Below are 20,107 nucleotides of genomic sequence, written 5' to 3'. Positions count from 1 at the left end.
GCTGCTGTTGCACAATTATTAGTATCAGTAGTAACAACATCATACGTTCCTTCTGCTAAATTGTTAAATGTAATATTTGTTCCTGCTCCTGGCCCTGAAGTTTGTACTGTTCCTGGTGCTCCCTGTAATGTTATTGTAGTTGTATAATCGNAACAACATCATACGTTCCTTCTGCTAAATTGTTAAATGTAATATTTGTTCCTGCTCCTGGCCCTGAAGTTTGTACTGTTCCTGGTGCTCCCTGTAATGTTATTGTAGTTGTATAATCGGCTGTTCCATCACTTATTACTACTACTGCCGAACCTTGATCTCCATTACAATCGGGTTGTGTTTCGGTTACAACTATTGTTGGATTATCTATTTGATTTATTGTGATAATTTCTTTGTACTCACAATATGGTGCAACTCCTCCGTTATCTCTAACAACAGCATAATATCGCCCTGGAACAGGTGCCGATAAATAATTAGCATTTGTAAAAGTTCCATTTTCATAGTTTGAATAATCTTCAAAGCCTGGGTATATTTGAAATATTTGATATACATAATTTGTATCACCTCCTGATGCCTGAAAACTAATGCTCCCGAAAGTACATCCAATATCTGTTTTAGTTATTATTGCTGTTACTTGTGGATTAATGGTTACCGTATCGGTTGCTGAACAGCCATATCCGTCTGTTACGGTTACTGTATAATTACCATTGGTTAATCCTATAAATATATTGGTGTTTTGTGTAGTGGTCGTAGTTCCGTCATTTAAACTATATGAATAATTTCCGTTACCTGTACCTATATTTACGGTAATTGTTGCGTCGGCTGCACCACTATAACAAGTAGTTGCATCTAAAGTAAATGTTACCGCTACTGCATCTGGTACATTTACTAATAATGGTGCTGATGTACAACCCTCTGCATCTGTAGCTACTACCCAATAATCTCCCGAAGTATCAATATCGGTAAATGGTGCGCCTGTTTGAACAGCTGGTGCTGTTGCTGTTGCATTGTTAAATAATGCATACGTATAAGCACCTCCGTTTCCTCCTGAAGTGGTTCCGGTTATACTGATCGTTGCTCCATCTAATGTAGGGTCTGCATCACAAGTAATTAATTTTGTTACACTTGCCGCTACTACTATTGGTGATGGATCTGATAAGGTTTCACTCAACGATATATTACATGACGCTGGTGAACTATTATCTGGTCGTACCGATATATTATGTGTTCCATCCGCTAAATTTGGTATTGAAAACGGATTTGTTGCTGCTGCATTCCAAGTTGTTCCTCCATCTAATGAATACTCAAAACTTGTTGGTGTTACTGATGAAAACGCTGCTGTTATCTCAATCTCTCCATCTGTATCTCCTATACATGTTGGATTGGTAAAATCTGTTATTTGAGCTGTAAATTCTTGGTTGTCTAAAACATCAATGTTTGTTACCGTTGTTGTACAACTACTTCCATAATCTATTGTTACAGTATAAGTCCCATCAGATAATCCACTAAAAACTCCTGTCGTATTATTCGTTGCCCCTAATGTATAATTATACGTTCCTGGTGCTGCTGGTGTTAATTGTGTTAAGGTTATTGTTCCGGTTCCGTCACATGCATAGGTTACTGCATTGCTAAATGTTGGCTCCTCTGGTAAGGCTGCTATCGTTATAGATGCTAAAGTTATAGAACATCTCTTTGCATCACTTATAGTTACTGTGTACGTACCATCTGTTAAACTACCAAATGCATGATCAAATGTTACTGCATCCGTTGTATGAATCGTTGTCGTTGTTCCATCACTTAATGTATAAGTATAAGGTGCTGTTCCTCCTGTTACATTTTCTACCGTTATCTCTCCTTGTTGAGTACATGTATAATCTTGACTTCGCCTTGAATTTCCTGCTAATGCATCTGGTGCAGTGATTTCAATATCTGCAACCTCATAATTACATTGGTAAGATGTTTTAGTTGCACGAACATATACTGTATATGTACCTGTAGCTAAACTATCAAAATATCCTGAAGCAAACCAATTAGTATTATCAATACTGTATTGTATAGCATACCCTAAATCATCAACTACTTGAACATTTGTTGTTCCATCATTTTGACCGCTACAACTAACGTTAACATCTGTGTGTGTAAATGTTAATGGAGCCTCTCTTATCACAGTAATTGGTGCTGAAATTGAATAACAACCATTATCATCAAAAACGATAAAACGGTATTCCCCTTCATTACCAACAGGAATGTTATAGGTATATGGATTTGCAGATGGTGTTAAAAATGCTGAAAACGGAACATCTGAAGGCTGTGTATATAAATCGGTTCCTTGACTTGTCCACACAGCCATATTATAGGTATTTCCTGAAGCTACATCAATAGTACCACCGATTGCTGTTAATCGAATAATTCCGTCAGAACTACCGTTTTCACAGCTAATGTCTTTTAATTTTAATGCTGCTAAATTTATTGGATCTGGTTTATTAATAACAACTGTTTCTGAAGCCGTACATTGAGCCGTAGTTACCGTTACGGTATACGAACCACCATCTATTAAACCATCAAATAAATGACTACTATTGGCTGTTGGTCCTTCTGTTGCAACTACACCTACTGTGCTATGTGTTAACGTATAAGTATAATCTCCTATTACATTGTTAACCTGTGCATTAATACTTGCAGTACCATCCGAACATTCCATATCGCTAGTAGTTACTACAAAGTCGATATCACTTTCTTGAATATTAATTGATGGAAATGAATACACACATGAAGCAGCGGTAGGGTTATTTAACCTAATTGTTAAATCATAATCTCCTGGCGAAGTTAAATTATCAAATACATTACTATTTTGATAAGGAGCGTTATACCCGCCTGGACCGGTTAAACTATATTGATAATTTGATGGTATATTATTTACTGTAATTGAACCATTTGATCCACAAAAAATATCAAGTTCTACAATATCTGGATTTAAAGTTGCTTTAAATACGTTAAAATAGTAACTTTTAGGACATTGCCCATCATACTCTACATCTAAACGATACTCACCTGCATCAGCTACATTTAAAGAAAAATTTGTTGATAATGGAGTACCCCAATCACAACCCGTGTCTACATTTGGGCATCCTGCTCGAGTTTCATCATCACATGAGGCTTCATCTAACTTATACCATTTGACAGTTGTTGCTGATGCTGGATCAAAAGGTAAATTAATTGTTCTTGAATTTCCATCGCCACACAAGTATATTTCTGCTAAATCTAAACTATTATTAGCACATACTAACATTTGATCTGAGAAAGGTATTAACGGATTTGGTTCTGAATTATACCCAACTACATTTACTGTTTCTTCAGTGTCAATACAACCTGCTGGTGCTGTTGTTCTAACAGTATATGTTCCTGTACTTGTTACTAACTGGTTTCTTGATGTACCTATGATATTTCCTGAACTATCTCTCCACTCGTAAGCAGAAAAACCTGCTCCCGCAATTAATGTTGTACTACTACCACAAATTACTTCTGTTCTTTCATACCTACATCCGCTAGTGTCAACTAAAAAATTAGAAGTACCTACAATTCCAAAATTACAATCATCTAAACCAGCAAAACTTTCTTCATTGTTAATTGGTGGTGCTCCACCTCTATCACTTTCATAATTAGCAAAAGCTTGATTTGATATTCTATTTGAACATACATCACGTAACTGACTACAATCACTAACAACTGCTACTTTTATTTTTATATCATAGTACCCATCATTTTCTTCAACAAGGTCATCTGGTATATTAAATATTAATTTTCCTCTAAAACTGTTAGCTGCTGTTGGTGGTTCATAATCACTTAATATTTGAGCTCTTGTAGATTCTAATTCGGGCGGTAATATTAAATCTGCTGGTAAAAAATCAACATTTTTTGGAAGAATATCTATAATTCTTGTATTTTTAGCGTTATCTGTACCTACATTTTGAAAACGTATATTGTAAAACAATTCACTTCCTAAACCTACTGTTTGCCCAGAAATATCTGCTCCTGCAGCATTTTGTATTGTTTTAATTAACTGCACTTTAGGCTCAATTACTTCAACTGACATACCTAATAAAAAGGGCCAGTAAGAATCTCCTGAAGTTGTAAATCGTAACGTAGTATTTGTTTGACCGTTATTTAAAATTGATTTTGTTCCATTATTTAACGTAAACATATCAACATCAAAACCTAATGTATTTTGACTGTTAGGGTCTCTTCCTGATAAGTAACTATTATTTTGGGTTATAGATCCGTTAAAAAAATTTGTTGTACCATTTAAACTTCCTGTGGTTAAAGTTTCAAATACTCCTGAGTTTCTTCTTTCTATTTGAAAAGCATCTCCTGTAATTGACCTATCTCCTTCTAAAGCGGCAACCAATAAATTTGCTCTTACGGGACCAGAAGGTACTGTTTGAAAACCACTTACCGGTACATCTGTATAAGGGTTAGTTGAAGCTTTAATTGTTGAAAATCCATCAAACAAATAAAACTTTTTATTTTTTTGAGTTTCATTTTCATAAATAATTACCATTACCCAACCTGCTGACGATCCTAATTGCGAACCTGTATTATCCAGACCAAGGGTTGCTTTAATATTTGCTCCATAATAATCTCCATCTGCATCAGGATCACCAGCTACATTTGTTAAGCTTTGTACCATTGTTGTAACATCTTTGTAACATACGTATGGTTTCTCTGTAGCTATTCCATCATCAAATATTAATTCTCTTTTTGTTACATCAAATTTATCGGCTGTTAAATCGACATAATTACCTCCTGGCACTTTAAACTTCATGGTATTAAAATCAGCATCACGTGTATTTACTCCTGCCGATTCTTCACTCCAATTGTCATATGGGTAAATTCCTGCCCAATATAAACCTGCATATACAACTCTAGAACAATCTGGCAAGTCTAATGATGATTTTGAAGATGAAAATGTATCGTCAATTCCATCCCCATTTTCATCTATAAAATTATCTGTATCAATATATTGTAAATTGAATGAGTGATTACCATTATAACCATTATAAGGAACATCTGCTGAATAATTCCATTGCCCCCATTGCCACCAAACATATTCCCTATTCAATATATTATTAGCTACAAAGGTCATATTACCTCTTACCCTTGTATTGTAACGTTCTTTAAAAGGAACGTCTGCTCTTCTTTCTGCTGCGGTTAAATATCCTTCAACATGTTTTTTCTGTGCAAACAAATTGGTTATTTGCAGTAGAAAAATTGAGATTATTAGTAATTTTTTAATCATCATCTTTGGGGAATTAATTGTTTGGGGGCTTACAATTTAATTATTTTATACGTACTATCGTTTTACGATCGAAAAACGCGCCGTTTAAATTAGTATTATACAACTTAATAGCTTCTTCTCTACTATCAGTTTTTGCTATATACACATGCATATAGCCCGTCGTTGGATTTATAAAATATCCTGCTTCAATATCATCATTTCTTAATTCATCAACATTTCTATCAGCTAATGCTTTTTTAGAGTTTACATATACTTGTAAATAATAACCAGGTGCTACACCTTGCATATTAGCAGACATTGTTCTTACTCTTGCTGGTGGTTGTGTTTTAGGTTCTTTATAACTATCGCCACTTGTACCAATTGTTAATTTAACAACATATACAGGATCTTTACCTCCTTTTTTTATTTTTATAGACGAAGCATCGTTTTTATCGTCGTTTTCAAATAAACGTGTTTTATCTGTTAGTTCTTCTACTTTATCTTCAGCATCTACTTCTTTTGCAAATCTATCAATATATACATAATACCATTTCTTTTTAGGTTCATAAATGTATTTTGCTTCCATATCTAATCGTTTAAACTTTGCGATTAAAGGCTCTGTATTTTCTTTATCTCTAAATCGGTCTGCTACAATATAATACATGGTACCACCACCACCTGCATAGGTAATTGAACTCTCACGCCAAGGTGTGTTAGAACTTCTTTTTAATGTTGTATCTTTTTCTGCTGCTGTTTTCTCTACAGGCGTATTTACAGGTACTACTTTTGGTGCTGGTTGATTTTTTAACAAACGCAATACTTCATCAACCTTTTTATTTAAAATATCTATTGAGTCTTGCGCCATTTGAATCTCATCTGATAAATCATTATGCTCTTCATTTTTATAATCATTTTTAGGCGCTCTTTCAGGCAATGTTACTTGTACATTTCCTGTTCTGCGTGTTGGTCTATCTCTTGTATATGATTTTTTACCAAAATTATAGATTAATCCTATTTCATTGGTTGCAGCGAAAGTACTTTTCTCATAACTAAATCCAACGGCAAGGTTTTCAGAAATATTTACTCCTAAACCTGCTGAAATTCCGTACGTTTTATCGTAACCTGCTTTTATCCAACCTGCTTTTGGTAAATCTAAAATAACATTAGCGCCTACACTAAAATCGTTTTCACCTGGCTTTCGAGCCATCACTAGGGTTCTTAAATCGGCTCCTTCTAAAAGTCCCGAAGCATAGGTAAATTCATGAGAATACATTCCGTGTACCGAAAATGTTTTTTCGCCAAAAGAAGTAGCCATTTCGCTACTCTTTAAATTAAAATCTAATAAGTTTTCAAAAAAGACACCTACATCAAACTTGCCAAACGATAAAGTTACCGCTGGTTGTAACATTACCATTGGTATGTCTTGAAAGTTTGCTACCTGCGGATCTGGAACCGTAGAGTTTACCTTTAATGCATTCGCACTTCTTCGGCTATATAAAAAATTGAATCCGAAGGTTAAATCCATTGTTTCATTTAACTGTAATCGTTGTGCATAATTTAGTAAAGCACCAAAATCTTTAAAAACACCTACTTCTTGTTGATAAATAGCAAAACCTGCACCAACATTTTCACGCATTTTACCTGAATAAGTTCCTAAATACAATCTCGGATTGTCCTCAAAATCAACATTACTATTACGTACAGTAGCAGTGATTGAAGTTTTATTTTCTTTTAATGCCGAAAATGTTGGTACTGTTAAAAAACGATTAAACTTCATGAAATTTCGTGAAGTAAAACTGTTGTACTGCTGTGCGCTATCAAATGTTTGTGCTTGTAATGAAAACACACTTATTAATATCGCTATATATAATGTAACTTTTTTTATCATATTTAATCTAATATAGATATTGTTCCTGCTTTAATTAAAGCATCGTCTTTTATGATTTTGTAATAAAATACTTTCTGATTGCCTAAATTATCTGCTGGCCAATCATTTTTATAATCGGTTACTTTTAAAATTTCTTTTCCGTTTGAATTGTACAACTCAATGGTTACTGATGGTTGAAATGCATATGCATTTGACAACTTCCAGGTATCATTAATTCCATCTTGATTAGGAGACACAATATTAGGTACGATTACCTGATCGTCTGGCTCCACAACTTCAATTGTTCTTACCAATTCACAAGCTCCCACTTTTACAAGTACCGTATAAAAACCTAAAGTATTTACAGTCAACTCTTCTGTTGTAGATAATAATGTTCCCAAAACATCTTCACCTTCATACCATTCATACGAATCACCACCTGCAGCAATTACAGTTGCTACGCCTCCATCTTCCATTACTACTTTTTCTGAAGGAGTTATTGTTACTGCTGAATCGTCAAACAAAACAACATCAATTGCTGCCAACTCATTCGTACAACCAAAACCTGAATATTCTAATACATACTCCCCAATTTCGGTAACTTCAAGCACACTAGGGTCTGCAGCTGTTACGTCATCTGATCCATCTTTAATCCATTTATATGTATATCCTGCAGTTACATTATCGATCGTATAAGTAATTGAGCCTCCTGCACATAGTGAATTTGATATGGTTGTTGACGAAACTTCTGGTACTTCTACTAATTTAACATCTAATTCATTTGATAATCCGTTTTTACTACCAACATTAATTGATAATGTATATAGATCGCTTTCTAAATATGAGTTTAATGGTAATTCATCTTGAATTGCTCCTACAATTGGAACTCCCCCTTTATTCCATTGATAATTTAACATCGCTATTTGGTCGGTTGATAAATTATATTTCTCACCATCTTCTCCTGTTGCTTCCACACCAACAATACTTAATTTTGTTGCAGCATTACTACAATCTCTATAATCAGTTTCTGTCCTTATTTCTACATCAAAAGTTCCTATTCCTATTAATTCATATTTATCTGAATCAACTACTATATTACACGATCCTGAAGTGCTTTTAGTTACTCTTACAAAGTACTCTCCTACCTCCGTTGCATTTGTACATAATTGTGTTCTTGCAGCTAAAGGTGCTGTATCTTTATACCATTGCATTGTAGCTGAAGAAGCATCATGTGTTACACATAGTTCTCTTGTTTCTCCTGGTAACAGAATTGTTTTTAAACTCCCTACTGTATTTACATTAAAATCTGCAGTTGTTATTTGTTTCAACTCTACATTATCTGAAGTTGTTACACAGCTACCTGTATCTACCTCTAAATGGTACGTTCCTAACTGACCTGCTGTTGGTGTTGTATAGGTTGCTAAGTTTGAAGATTGTACCAAGCTATTATTAAAGTACCAATCATAAGTAAAAGAGGTATCATTTACATTCGCTTCAAAAGTATGCGCTTCATCTCCACATATTTGAACTGTTAATGGTCCTTTTATTTGTCCATCTGCTTCATTGAAAACAACAACATTTATTAACGTTGATTCTTTAAACCCACAAGTACCATAATCAATTTTTACTTGATATTCCCCTTCTTCTGAAACTTCAAGCATTGGCTCCGTAGTCGTTGCAATTATGGTTCCATCCTTATACCATCTGTATTGCCCTTCTTGAGTGGTATTTAATGTTAACTCTTCAGACTCCCCTTCACATAATACTACATTCTCAAAATTATTTAAGATAAAAGTTCCGTTAACAATCTTATATGCTTGAAAAGCATCAGAATCGGGACTCGTCATAGCTGGTGAAGAAGCTACTAATCGTATTTTATAATTCGTACCAAAAGTATCATCTGGCAATTGAAAAGATCTATCAAAAGTAAAAGAGGTGTTTTCTGTCGTAATAGTACCAACATTTGTAGGGTCCCCCCATGTTCCGTCTCCAGCAGACAACTCAATAGTGAATTGATTATCAGAAGGAAATGTTGTTGTAGAAAACTTAAATCGAACAATAAAGTCTGTAGTACTACCATCATCACACGCTGATGAAAACTGAATTTCAGGTTTCAATAACGTCTGAGACATCACATTAGTACTAACACAAAAGAGAAATATCCCTAAAAGTCTTAGTAAGCTTTTAGCATTTTTCTTCATTGATTAAAGGGTCTTTTAATAAACATCAAATGTATACTTTTTATGTAACAAATAAAATCTAATATATAAAATCTATCTCACTAACACAAGACAACATTAACAAAATCCTGTAAGAACCTAATTACAAACACATTAAGATCTTAACAAACAATTCTAATTTGCTAAAAAAAACAAAATTATTACATAGTCCTTCTAATAAAAACAGGAGATTATGACGTATATTTGTTCTTCTAATTTTTTAAAGTATGAAACAGAAAATTATTATTGCTATTGACGGATTTTCATCAACAGGAAAAAGTACTATCGCTAAACAATTAGCAAAGCAACTCGAATATATTTATGTTGATACCGGCGCCATGTACAGAGCTGTTACCCTATATGCAATGCAACAAAATTACATTTCCGATACGCATTTTAATGCTGATGATTTAATTGCTGACTTACATAAAATTTCTCTTTCTTTTGTTTTTAATGAAAACGTAGGTTTTGGGGAAGCTTATTTAAATAATACCAATATTGAAAAAGAAATTAGAACTATTGAAGTTTCTAGATTGGTAAGTAAAGTTGCTACGATTTCTGAAATCCGCAAAAAATTGGTGAGCGAACAACAAGAAATGGGTAAAAATAAAGGTATTGTAATGGATGGACGTGATATAGGTACTGTTGTTTTTCCTGATGCTGAATTAAAATTATTTATGACCGCTTCTGCTGATAAACGTGCTACTCGTCGATACAAAGAACTACTAGATCGTGGAGACAAAGTAAATTATGAAGAAATATTACACAACGTTCAAGAACGTGACAGAATAGATTCTACACGAGAAGACTCACCGCTAATTCTTTGTGAAGATGCAGTAGAGTTTGATAATTCTGACATGGGATTAAAAGAACAATTTGAACGTATTATGAGTTTAGTAAACATGCGATTACAATAATTTACCTATTTTTATAGAAAATAAATTTTATGAAAATGAAAAAAATTATATTTATCATTACTTTTTTTACCTGTCTTCAAACTTTTTCTCAAGGTATTAATTGGCGCACAGATATTGACAGCGCCATTGCTTACGGTAAAGAAAACAATAAAGATGTTTTTATATACTTAGGAGAGAAGAAATGTGTGCCTTGCAGAACTGTTCAGAAATATGCCTATGACACTAAAAAATTTCAAGATTTTTCTAAAAAATTTGTAATGGTAAAAGTTTACAACGATTTAGATAAAAGTAAAAAAGAAGCGCTTACCTATTTTAATAAAGCCAAAAAACGATTTAACACAAAGATGGTTCCTCGTTTTATTTTAATACGCAATGAAAAAGAAATTGCTAACTTTTTTGCCTATGTAAAATCACCTGAAGATTTAATTGATAAAATTACTCCTTATCTAAAAAAATAATTTTCTTAAACCGAAAACAAAAAAACCAGCTTTATAAAGCTGGTTTTTTTGTTTCATTTTCTAATAAGAGCTCTATTCTTCTTCGAATTTAGAATTTTCTGAATAGGTGCGCCATTTTGTTAAACACGCCTCAATATCAGCAGGAATTTCAGTATTAAACTGCATAAACTCTCCTGTTGTTGGATGCGTAAAACCTAATGTTTTTGCGTGTAATGCTTGTCTTGGCAAGGTTTTAAAACAGTTTTGTACAAATTGCTTATACTTTGTAAACGTTGTTCCTTTTAAAACACCATCACCTCCATAACGTTCGTCGTTAAAAAGTGTGTGCCCAATATATTTAAAGTGTGCTCTAATTTGATGCGTTCTTCCAGTTTCTAACTTACATTGTACTAAAGTAACATACGTAAGGCGTTCTAAAACTTTGTAGTGAGTTACCGCGTGCTTACCATGATCTCCATCAGGAAAAACAGCCATTTGTAAACGGTTATTAAAACTACGTCCTATATTACCTTCAATGGTTCCGGTATCTTCTTTTACATCTCCCCAAACTAATGCGTAATATAAACGCTCGGTAGTTCTATCAAAAAATTGCTTCGACAAATTTGCCATTGCAAATTCTGTTTTAGCAACCACCAACAATCCACTTGTATCTTTATCTATACGGTGTACTAAACCAGGACGCTCGTTTGAGTTTTTAGGTAAGTTTTCGATGTGATGAATTAATCCATTCACCAAAGTTCCTGAATAATTTCCATGTCCAGGATGCACTACCATTCCTGGAGCTTTATTTACCACGATTACATCATCGTCTTCATAAACGATATCGATAGGTAAATCTTCAGCTACTAATAAATTTTCAGCTGGTGGATACGCTAAAACTACACGAACTACATCTTTTGGTTTTACTTTATGGTTTGGTTTTACAGCCACTTCATTTACTAAAACATTTCCTGCCTTAGCTGCTTGCTGAATTTTATTTCTTGTTGAACCCTCAATAAAGTTCATTAAAAACTTATCTACCCTTAAAGGCTCTTGCCCTTCTGTTGCAACAAACCTATGATGCTCGTATAAATCGTCGTTTTCTATTGCTAAATTTGTATCTTCCTGCATGAATCAATTATATAAATTAGTTACCGTCTCCTAAAACAAGGTTAATAGTCGTTTTCTTTGGCAATTTTGTTCCGGGTTCAATTAGCTTTCCTTTATATTTTAAACCTCTAACAACATTTTTACCAATATCTTTTACCCAAGTAATCTCTTTTCCTACAATAAACCCTTGAGATCTTAAGTGTGTAGTCGCTTGTCTTTTTGTACGTCCGTTTAAATCTGAAATTTCAATATCTCTATATTTAGACGGATTTAAAGTTAAATATAACTTACGTTTTTCTTTTACAAAATCACCTACTTCCGGATTTTGTTCTATCACCGATTTCTTCGGGTAATTAGGATTATAAGTAGCACTATCTATTATAATAAAATCTAAATTAAGTTCGTTTAACTTCTTTTCAACTTCTACCAATGACATTTTATGCAAATTAGGTACTTGTATTTTCTGACCGTGATTGGTTGTGGTTCCTAACCACCATTGCATTATAAACACAAATAAAAATAACGATACAATCGCAATTCCAATTTGTACTAGAAACGTTTTACTCTTTATAAATTGAAATAACCCTTTCAGGTTTTTAGAAAAATTACTCATATTATTTTTTTGTAAGGTGGCGCAAATTTACAGTAAAAATATTACTATTTTTAACTCCTGAACTCATAAACGAGTTTTTTTGGTAAGTTTGTATAATTATTGGCAAACTATTTTACAAAATATTACAAATCATAAAGTATTAAAGTGAAAAAAAATATAGCTATTATTATGGGAGGCTACTCATCTGAAGTAGAAATTTCCTTAAAAAGTGGTGCTATTGTTTACAAGCATCTTGATCCCCAAAAATATACTGCTTATAAAATTCATATTTTAAAAGATAAATGGGTTTTAGTAAGTGAAAACAATGCGGAATATCCTATTAACAAGCATGATTTCTCTGCGGAGGTAAATGGAGAAAAAATAATTTTTGATGGTGTTTTTAATGCAATTCATGGTGCTCCAGGTGAAAACGGAACTATTTTGGCTTATTTCGACTTAATCGGATTAAAACATACTTCTGCCCCATTTTATCAAATGGCATTAACCTTTAATAAGCGTGATACATTAAGTGTGGTAAAACAATACGGAATTCCCGCTGCTACTTCAGTTTATTTAAATCAAGGTGATCAAATAAATACTACTGAAATTATTGCTAAAGTTGGTTTGCCTTGTTTCGTAAAACCTAACAATGCGGGTTCTAGCTTCGGAATTTCGAAAGTACATACCGAACAAGAACTAATACCTGCTTTAGAGGTTGCCTATAAAGAAGATTCAGAAATATTAATTGAAAGTTTTTTAGATGGTACAGAGGTTTCTGTTGGTGTAATTCAGTACAAAGGAACAACAACTGTTTTACCAATTACAGAAATTGTTTCAGAAAATGATTTCTTTGATTACGAAGCTAAATACGAAGGAAAATCAAAAGAAATAACTCCTGCACGCATCTCTAAATTACAAGAAAAAAACGTTATTAAAGTAGCAAAACGCGTATATGAAGTTTTAAATATGAGTGGATTCTCACGCGCGGAATATATTTTTATAAATGACGAACCACATTTCCTAGAAATAAATACCGTTCCAGGATTAACAGAAGCAAGTATTTTACCACAACAAGCAAATTGCGCAGGTATTTCTTTATCGGAATTATTTGGCAATGCTATTGAAACAGCTTTAAAATAAAATGAAAAACACGACTATAAATATTAATGAGGCTACAATTAAAAATTTTGTAGAATCTATACGATCTGAAGATCTTGAAATTAGAGAACAATTAGATTTTGGATACTCTTTTGAAAAAAATATCGCTATTCTTTACGAAATTAGACCCAATTGGTTAGATCCTAAAGAAAAAAATCATATCGAGTTTGCTAAAATCCGATTTTATAAATCTAAATTAGAATGGAACTTATATTGGATGCGAGCTAATGAAAAATGGGAATTGTATAGACCTTTTCCTAAATCGACACATTTAGATGAAATTATTCAAATAATTAAAAAAGATATAAATGGTTGTTTTTTCGGTTAATCATAACCAAAAAACATCTTTTAAATACCTAATTTTATGAAAAAAGCAGTATTTCCTGGTTCTTTTGACCCAATTACTTTGGGACATGTAGATATTATTGAACGCGGCGTTACTTTATTTGACGAATTAGTAATTGCAATTGGTATAAATGCCGATAAAAAATACATGTTTTCTTTAGATGAGCGTAAACGTTTTATTGAAGAAACTTTTAAGCATCAACCAAAAATTAAAGTAGTAACTTACAGCGGATTAACAGTGAATTTTTGTAAAGAACAAAATGCCGAATTTATTTTAAGAGGTTTACGAAATCCTGCTGATTTTGAGTTTGAAAAAGCCATTGCACATACTAACAGAAAACTATCAGAAATAGAAACCGTTTTTTTACTAACATCTTCTGGTAAAAGCTACATCTCATCGTCAATTGTACGCGATGTTATTAGAAATAATGGTGATTACACTGGTTTGGTTCCTGATGCCGTAAAAATTTAATTCTAGATTATTTTGAAAAAAACACTCCTACTTTTATTGTTGATTTCCTTCGGATGCAAACAAAAAACAGTAAAAGAAACCTATAGTTTCACAACATTATTTGAAACCTCAAACGGAACTGAAACTCCTGAATACGAAGATGTAATTTCTTTTTACGAGAACTTAGCACAAACCTATACTGAAATATCTTTATTTGAAATAGGCACAACAGATTCTAGGAAACCGCTTCATTTAATCGTTTATAATAATGAGGGAAAAATCAATTTAAAAGATTTAAAAAACTCCTTAAAAAATAGGGTTTTAATTAATAACGGAATACATCCAGGAGAATCTGACGGAATAGACGCTTCTATGTTACTTTTACGAGATATTGTTCAGAATGATTCTTTAAAACAAGTTTATAAGAATTCATTAATATGTGTAATTCCTGTTTATAATATTGGCGGTGCTTTAAATAGAAACTCACATACAAGAGCCAATCAAAATGGCCCAAAAGAATATGGATTTAGAGGAAATGCACGTAATTTCGATTTAAATCGTGATTTCATAAAGCAAGACACTAAAAATTCCGCTGCTTTTTCGGAGATTTTTCACACTGTAAATCCGGATGTTTTTATAGATAACCATGTAAGTAACGGTGCCGATTACCAATATGCTATTACACATTTATTTACCCAACACAATAAATTAGGTGGTAAACTTGGTCATTTTCTAGAAACTGAAATGCGTCCGCATATTGAACATTCTTTAACTAAAAAACAAATACCAATTACACCTTATGTAAACGTATGGGGAAACACTCCTGAAAAAGGATGGTCTCAATTTTACGATTCTCCAAGATATTCAACTGGCTACACAACACTATTCAATACTTTAGGGTTAATGGTAGAAACACACATGTTAAAGCCTTATAAAATTAGAGTAACACAAACCTATCAGTTACTATTATCTACCTTAGATTTCACAGAAAAAAACTCTTTAAAAATTAAAGAATTACGAAAGAAAAATTTGGAGGACTTTTTAATAAAAAAAACATATCCAATTGTTTTTACTACGGATAAAGAAAATCCTACAACATTAAATTTTAAAGGTTACGAAGGCACCTATATTGATAGCAAAGTAACCAACGGAAAACGATTGTTTTATGATAAAAATAAGCCATACACTAAAAAAACAACTTATTACAATAATTTTAAAGCTACCAAAAAAATAAACATTCCAAAAGCTTATATTTTACAACAAGGTTGGCATAAAATTATAGAGAGGTTAAAAAATAACAGCATTAAATTTACTCGTTTTAAAAACGACACACTTATAAATGTAGCAACTCAACACATTGCTAATTTTGATACTAGAAAATCAGCTTACGAAGGACATTACTTGCATTATAATACCACTGTTAAAGAAACCTTAGCTGTTGTTAAATTTAAAAAAGGAGATATTTATATTTCTACACAGCAAAAAGGAATTCGATATATTATTGAAACTTTAGAAGCAGCTGCTACAGATTCGTTTTTTAATTGGAACTTTTTTGATACCATTTTACAGCAAAAAGAAGGTTTTTCATCTTATGTTTTTGAGGATGTTGCTGAACAATTTTTAAAAGACAATCCGAAGATTAAAAACGAGTTTGACGATAAAATTAAAAACGATATAAATTTTGCTAAAAACACTTACGCTCAATTATATTATATCTATAAAAAAACACCACATTATGAAAAATCTCATCTAAAACTACCAATTTATAAAAAATACTAATGTAGTTATCTGTTTTTTTTGGCAATTCTTAATTTCAATTTTATACTTTTGCCTTTATCAGTAAAAAACTTTGTGAATAAAATCCTCCTAAAATCTGTTTGTGAGCAAAAAAATTTTGAAGAAATTTTTAACAAACATTCTCAATCCCTAAGAAATTACATTTATTACAAATGTGGTAGTAGGCAACAGGCGGAAGATGTTGTTCAAGAAGCTTATATAAAACTTTGGGACAACTGTAATAAAGTAATATTCGAAAAAGCCAAATCATTTTTATACACCGTTGCAAACAATCGGTTTTTAAACGAAGTTGCTCATAAAAAAGTAGTTTTAGAACATCAAAGAAGAAGCCTTACTCCTGACAGAACAATAGAAACTCCACAATTTATTTTAGAAGAAGAAGAATTTTATCAAAAACTAAAAAAAACAATAGCCGATTTGCCAGAAAAACAACGAGAAGTTTTTCTTTTAAGTCGTATTGATAAAAAAAAATATACTGAAATCGCTGAAATAACAGGCATATCGGTAAAAGCTGTAGAAAAAAGAATGAGTAAAGCTTTACTAATTCTAAAAGAACAAATAGGCAAAATTTAATAAATAGTAACAGTAAGTAGGGTAATTAACTTTTTAGTTGTTCTTATAGTACTAGCGTGAAAAATATAACATGAAAAAAGAATATTATACAGATGAGACTTTTTTAGCTCGATGGATCGAAAACGATTTATCTGCTGAAGAGTTAAAACAGTTTAAAAATTCTGAAGAATATCATCAATTTAAAAAAATTAATGATGCTACTGAACTACTAATTGCTCCAGATTATAATAAAAATGAGGTCTTTAATGCTATTTTAAGAAAAATAAAACAACAAAAGAAATCAACAAAAATTATAAAACTTACTCCAGCATGGTTCTATAGTGCAGCTGCTTCAGTTGTTTTACTTTTAACTGTTTTTTATTTAAATAATGATAGTCCTTCTAGTTTTTCAACAACGTATGGAGAACAAACAGTTGTTCAGTTACCTGATAATTCTATCGTACATCTTTCTCCTTCTTCTAGTTTAAAATTTCATAAAAATAATTGGAACAAGGACAGGTCATTGTCATTAGTTGGAACTGCTTATTTTGAAGTTGAAAAAGGAAAACATTTCACAGTAAACACAAACGAAGGAAATGTTGTTGTACTGGGTACTAAATTTACAGTAAACACTTCAAAAAATTTCTTTGAAGTACAGTGTTTTGAAGGAAAAGTAAAAGTAACTTCTAAAAACAATGACACCATTTTTTTAACTAAAGGAAAAGCATTTAGAAGCTATAAAAACAAAAAAGAAAATTGGAATTTTCACAAAGAAAAACCTTCATGGTTAAATAATGAAAGTAGCTTTAATAACACGCCTCTTAATAAAGTAATTTTAGCTTTAGAAAAACAATATAACTTAAAAATTAATACCAATAAAGTAGATACTAATAAACGTTTTACAGGTACCTTTACACACAATAATGTTAATATCGCATTGAAAACTGTTTTTGCTCCTATGAAAATTTCATTTAAATTAGCAGATAATAGTTCAGTCGTATTAATATCTAATGAATAAAAAATTAAGTATTTTTTTTATATGCTTAGCAATGTCTGTTTTTTCTCAAAAAAAAATAGACATTGCTTTTTATAATACTCCAATATTAACTGCATTAAAAAAAGCAGAAACTAGCTTTAATGTTAAGTTTTCTTTTGATGCTTATATTACAGGAAACATATTATTTTCATTCAATAAAAAAACGTGTACACTTAAAAATTTTATTGAAGAAATAGAACATAAAACACTTCTTAAATTCAATAAAATAACAGACAAGTACTACTTTATCACCCTCTTAGAAAAAAAAGAAAACTTCAACCTTTTAAAAGAAGTTTTAATTGACAACTATGTTACCTCTGGTATTAATAAAAACAAAAACGGTTCCATCACAATTTTACCTCAACAACTTGGAGTATTACCTGGCTTAACAGAACCAGATGTTTTAGAAAGTTTAAAAATAATACCAGGCGTACAAAGCCCAGATGAAACTGCTGCTGGTATTTATATAAGAGGTGGTACTCCTGATCAGAATTTAATTTTCTGGGACGGTATAAAAATGTACTATTCTGGGCATTTTTTCGGAATGCTTTCTGCCTTTAATCCATATACAGCAAAAAAAATAACGCTCTCAAAAAGTGGTACACAGGCTCGTTACGGAAATAAAATAGCTGGTGTAATAGATATTAAAACAGAAAATAACATCCCTAAGAAAACAACAGGAGGATTCGGTTTTAACATGACACATGCTGATGCTTACATTAGCGTTCCTTTTTCTAATAAATTAGCGTTAACAACTTCATTTAGGCGTTCTTTTACTGATGTTTTCGATACCTTTACTTTTAATAAACTTTCAAATAGAGTTTTTCAGACAATTGATGCAAATCAAGAAAGAAATATATTAACTAAAAATATTTCTTTCGATAGAGATAACCATTTTTATTTTTCTGATTACTCAACTAAACTAATATACAAACCTTCCGTTAAAGAAACTTTATCTTTAAGCTTTTTACATACTACAAATAAATTATCATATAGTTTCAAAATTCCTCTTTACAAGGATCTTTATAAAGATGATTTAAGTATTAAAAATAATGGACTAAGTTTTTTATGGGAAAAAGAGTTGAATCCAAAATTAACTCAAAATTTCAAAACTTATTTTTCTAGCTTTAACTTGAGTTATTATGGCAACTATAATTATATAGACAACTACCTGATTCAACAATCAACCAAAAACAATTCAGTAAATGATTTTGGTTTTTCTTACAGCTTAAATTACCAAAGAAATGAACGAACCAATTTTTTGTTTGGTTATGATTTTTTATCAAATGAAACTGAATATTTATTAGAACACAATACTAATTTAGAAGGTAACAACATTACAAATGCTGTTCAAAAAGATAAAGGGACTAACAATACTCATTCTCTTTTTACAGAATACATCTATGATACGAATGAGTGGAAAATAAACACTGGTGTACGATTCAATTATTTTGATAAGATAAACAAACTAGTTGTAGAGCCTCGTTTATACCTCGAAAAAAAAATTACTGATGACTTAAATTTTAAAGCATCGTTAGAACAAAAGCATCAAACATTAGGGCAAATTATAGAATTTCAAACTTCTAGTTTAGGTTTTGATTTAGAAAATCAGATATGGGCTCAAGTAAACAACGATGATATCCCACTTCAAAAAAGTTTTCAAATTTCTTCTGGAATACTTTTTAGTAAAAACAAATGGAAGATAGATCTTGATACTTATGTTAAAAGCGTAAGTGGTATGACTTCACAAACGAGAGGTTATAATGATCAGACTACAGATTTCTCTAAAGGAGAAGGTAAAATTTTTGGTATCGATTTACTTATCAATAAAAAGTTTAAAAATTACAGAACTTGGATAAATTATTCATACACCAAAAATCAATTTAAATTTCTAGATTTAGAAAACACCTTTTTTCCTGCAAACCATGATATTACCAATTATTTTTCATGGTCACATGCTTTTAAGTATAAAAATTATGAGTTTTCATTAGGATGGAGCCACAGATCAGGAAACCCGTATACGAAAGCCTTAGAGTTGAAAACTGATACTAATACAGGAAGTCTTCTGATTGTTTTAGATACTGACCATATAAACTCAAACCGTTTACCAAAATATCACCGTTTAGATGGATCGATTACTTACTCGTTTAGTTTCTCTGAGAAATGGAAAGGAAAACTTGGCTTCTCCATCCTAAACATCTATAATCAAAAAAATATTATTAGTAGATCCTACACTGCAATACCTATTCTTAATAATGACAATACAATAACTTTTGAATTAGGGAAAATTGATAAACTTTCTTTGGGAATCAATCCAAACCTAGTTTTTAGAGTTTCTTTTTAAATAAAAAAAAGACCAC

At 31.6% G+C, this 20,107-nt stretch carries 14 protein-coding genes; 9 read left to right on the top strand and 5 right to left on the bottom strand.

Going from position 1 to position 20,107, the window contains the following annotated elements:
- Positions 1-130: 130 nt before the first annotated feature.
- From N2251_RS04235 to N2251_RS04225, 3 genes are all read right to left on the bottom strand, one after another.
- Positions 131-4,084 carry a hypothetical protein gene (locus N2251_RS04235; protein WP_446678065.1) on the bottom strand — a complete coding sequence of 1,318 codons (3,954 nt, stop codon included), beginning with the start codon at positions 4,082-4,084 and terminating at the stop codon, positions 131-133.
- A gap of 1,243 nt (positions 4,085-5,327) precedes the next feature.
- Positions 5,328-7,154, bottom strand: a complete 1,827-nt coding sequence (locus N2251_RS04230) for a PorP/SprF family type IX secretion system membrane protein (protein ID WP_260585466.1) — start codon at positions 7,152-7,154, stop codon at positions 5,328-5,330.
- Between the two features lie 2 nt (positions 7,155-7,156).
- A complete protein-coding gene (locus N2251_RS04225) occupies positions 7,157-9,334 on the bottom strand; it encodes a T9SS type B sorting domain-containing protein (RefSeq protein WP_260585465.1) in 2,178 nt (725 codons plus the stop codon).
- A 245-nt stretch (positions 9,335-9,579) separates the two neighbouring features.
- On the opposite strand from N2251_RS04225, the gene cmk reads away from it, so the two are divergent.
- Both cmk and N2251_RS04215 read left to right on the top strand, forming a co-directional pair.
- The gene (gene cmk / locus N2251_RS04220) at positions 9,580-10,269 is read left to right on the top strand and encodes a (d)CMP kinase (protein ID WP_260585464.1); all 690 of its coding nucleotides are present in this window, start codon (positions 9,580-9,582) and stop codon (positions 10,267-10,269) included.
- Between the two features lie 35 nt (positions 10,270-10,304).
- Positions 10,305-10,727, top strand: coding sequence for a thioredoxin family protein (locus N2251_RS04215; protein WP_260585463.1), 423 nt, complete (start codon positions 10,305-10,307; stop codon positions 10,725-10,727).
- Positions 10,728-10,799: 72 nt separating this feature from the next.
- Here N2251_RS04215 and N2251_RS04210 read toward each other — a convergent pair whose 3' ends face one another.
- Together N2251_RS04210 and N2251_RS04205 are read right to left on the bottom strand one after the other, a co-directional pair.
- Positions 10,800-11,837 (bottom strand): RluA family pseudouridine synthase, encoded by a 1,038-nt coding sequence (locus N2251_RS04210; protein WP_260585462.1) that lies wholly within the window; start codon positions 11,835-11,837, stop codon positions 10,800-10,802.
- Between the two features lie 16 nt (positions 11,838-11,853).
- Positions 11,854-12,429 (bottom strand): PASTA domain-containing protein, encoded by a 576-nt coding sequence (locus N2251_RS04205; protein ID WP_260585461.1) that lies wholly within the window; start codon positions 12,427-12,429, stop codon positions 11,854-11,856.
- A 144-nt stretch (positions 12,430-12,573) separates the two neighbouring features.
- Between N2251_RS04205 and N2251_RS04200 the strand changes: the two genes are divergently transcribed.
- The 7 genes from N2251_RS04200 (at position 12,574) to N2251_RS04170 (ending at position 20,091) form a co-directional block, all read left to right on the top strand.
- The gene (locus N2251_RS04200; protein ID WP_260585460.1) at positions 12,574-13,548 is read left to right on the top strand and encodes a D-alanine--D-alanine ligase; all 975 of its coding nucleotides are present in this window, start codon (positions 12,574-12,576) and stop codon (positions 13,546-13,548) included.
- A gap of 1 nt (position 13,549) precedes the next feature.
- Positions 13,550-13,894: a DUF3024 domain-containing protein gene (locus N2251_RS04195; protein ID WP_260585459.1), complete on the top strand. Its 345-nt coding sequence runs from the start codon at positions 13,550-13,552 to the stop codon at positions 13,892-13,894.
- Positions 13,895-13,930: 36 nt separating this feature from the next.
- Complete coding sequence (gene coaD, locus N2251_RS04190; RefSeq protein ID WP_260585458.1) at positions 13,931-14,383, top strand: pantetheine-phosphate adenylyltransferase; 453 nt, start codon at positions 13,931-13,933, stop codon at positions 14,381-14,383.
- Positions 14,384-14,395: 12 nt separating this feature from the next.
- The gene (locus tag N2251_RS04185; protein ID WP_260585457.1) at positions 14,396-16,141 is read left to right on the top strand and encodes a M14 family metallopeptidase; all 1,746 of its coding nucleotides are present in this window, start codon (positions 14,396-14,398) and stop codon (positions 16,139-16,141) included.
- 48 nt (positions 16,142-16,189) lie between these two features.
- Entirely contained in the window at positions 16,190-16,732 is a 543-nt protein-coding gene (locus N2251_RS04180; RefSeq protein WP_260585456.1) for an RNA polymerase sigma factor, read from the top strand.
- 70 nt (positions 16,733-16,802) lie between these two features.
- Complete coding sequence (locus N2251_RS04175) at positions 16,803-17,729, top strand: FecR family protein (RefSeq protein ID WP_260585455.1); 927 nt, start codon at positions 16,803-16,805, stop codon at positions 17,727-17,729.
- The gene (locus tag N2251_RS04170; RefSeq protein ID WP_260585454.1) at positions 17,722-20,091 is read left to right on the top strand and encodes a TonB-dependent receptor plug domain-containing protein; all 2,370 of its coding nucleotides are present in this window, start codon (positions 17,722-17,724) and stop codon (positions 20,089-20,091) included. The genes N2251_RS04175 and N2251_RS04170 overlap by 8 nt, the downstream gene beginning before the upstream one ends.
- Positions 20,092-20,107 lie beyond the last annotated feature (16 nt).

This window comes from Tenacibaculum haliotis, from assembly GCF_025215075.1.
In the GTDB taxonomy this organism is placed as follows: domain Bacteria; phylum Bacteroidota; class Bacteroidia; order Flavobacteriales; family Flavobacteriaceae; genus Polaribacter; species Polaribacter haliotis_B.
The sequence above is the reverse complement of the archived record's forward strand: the minus strand, read 5'-3'. Positions and strand labels throughout refer to the sequence as shown.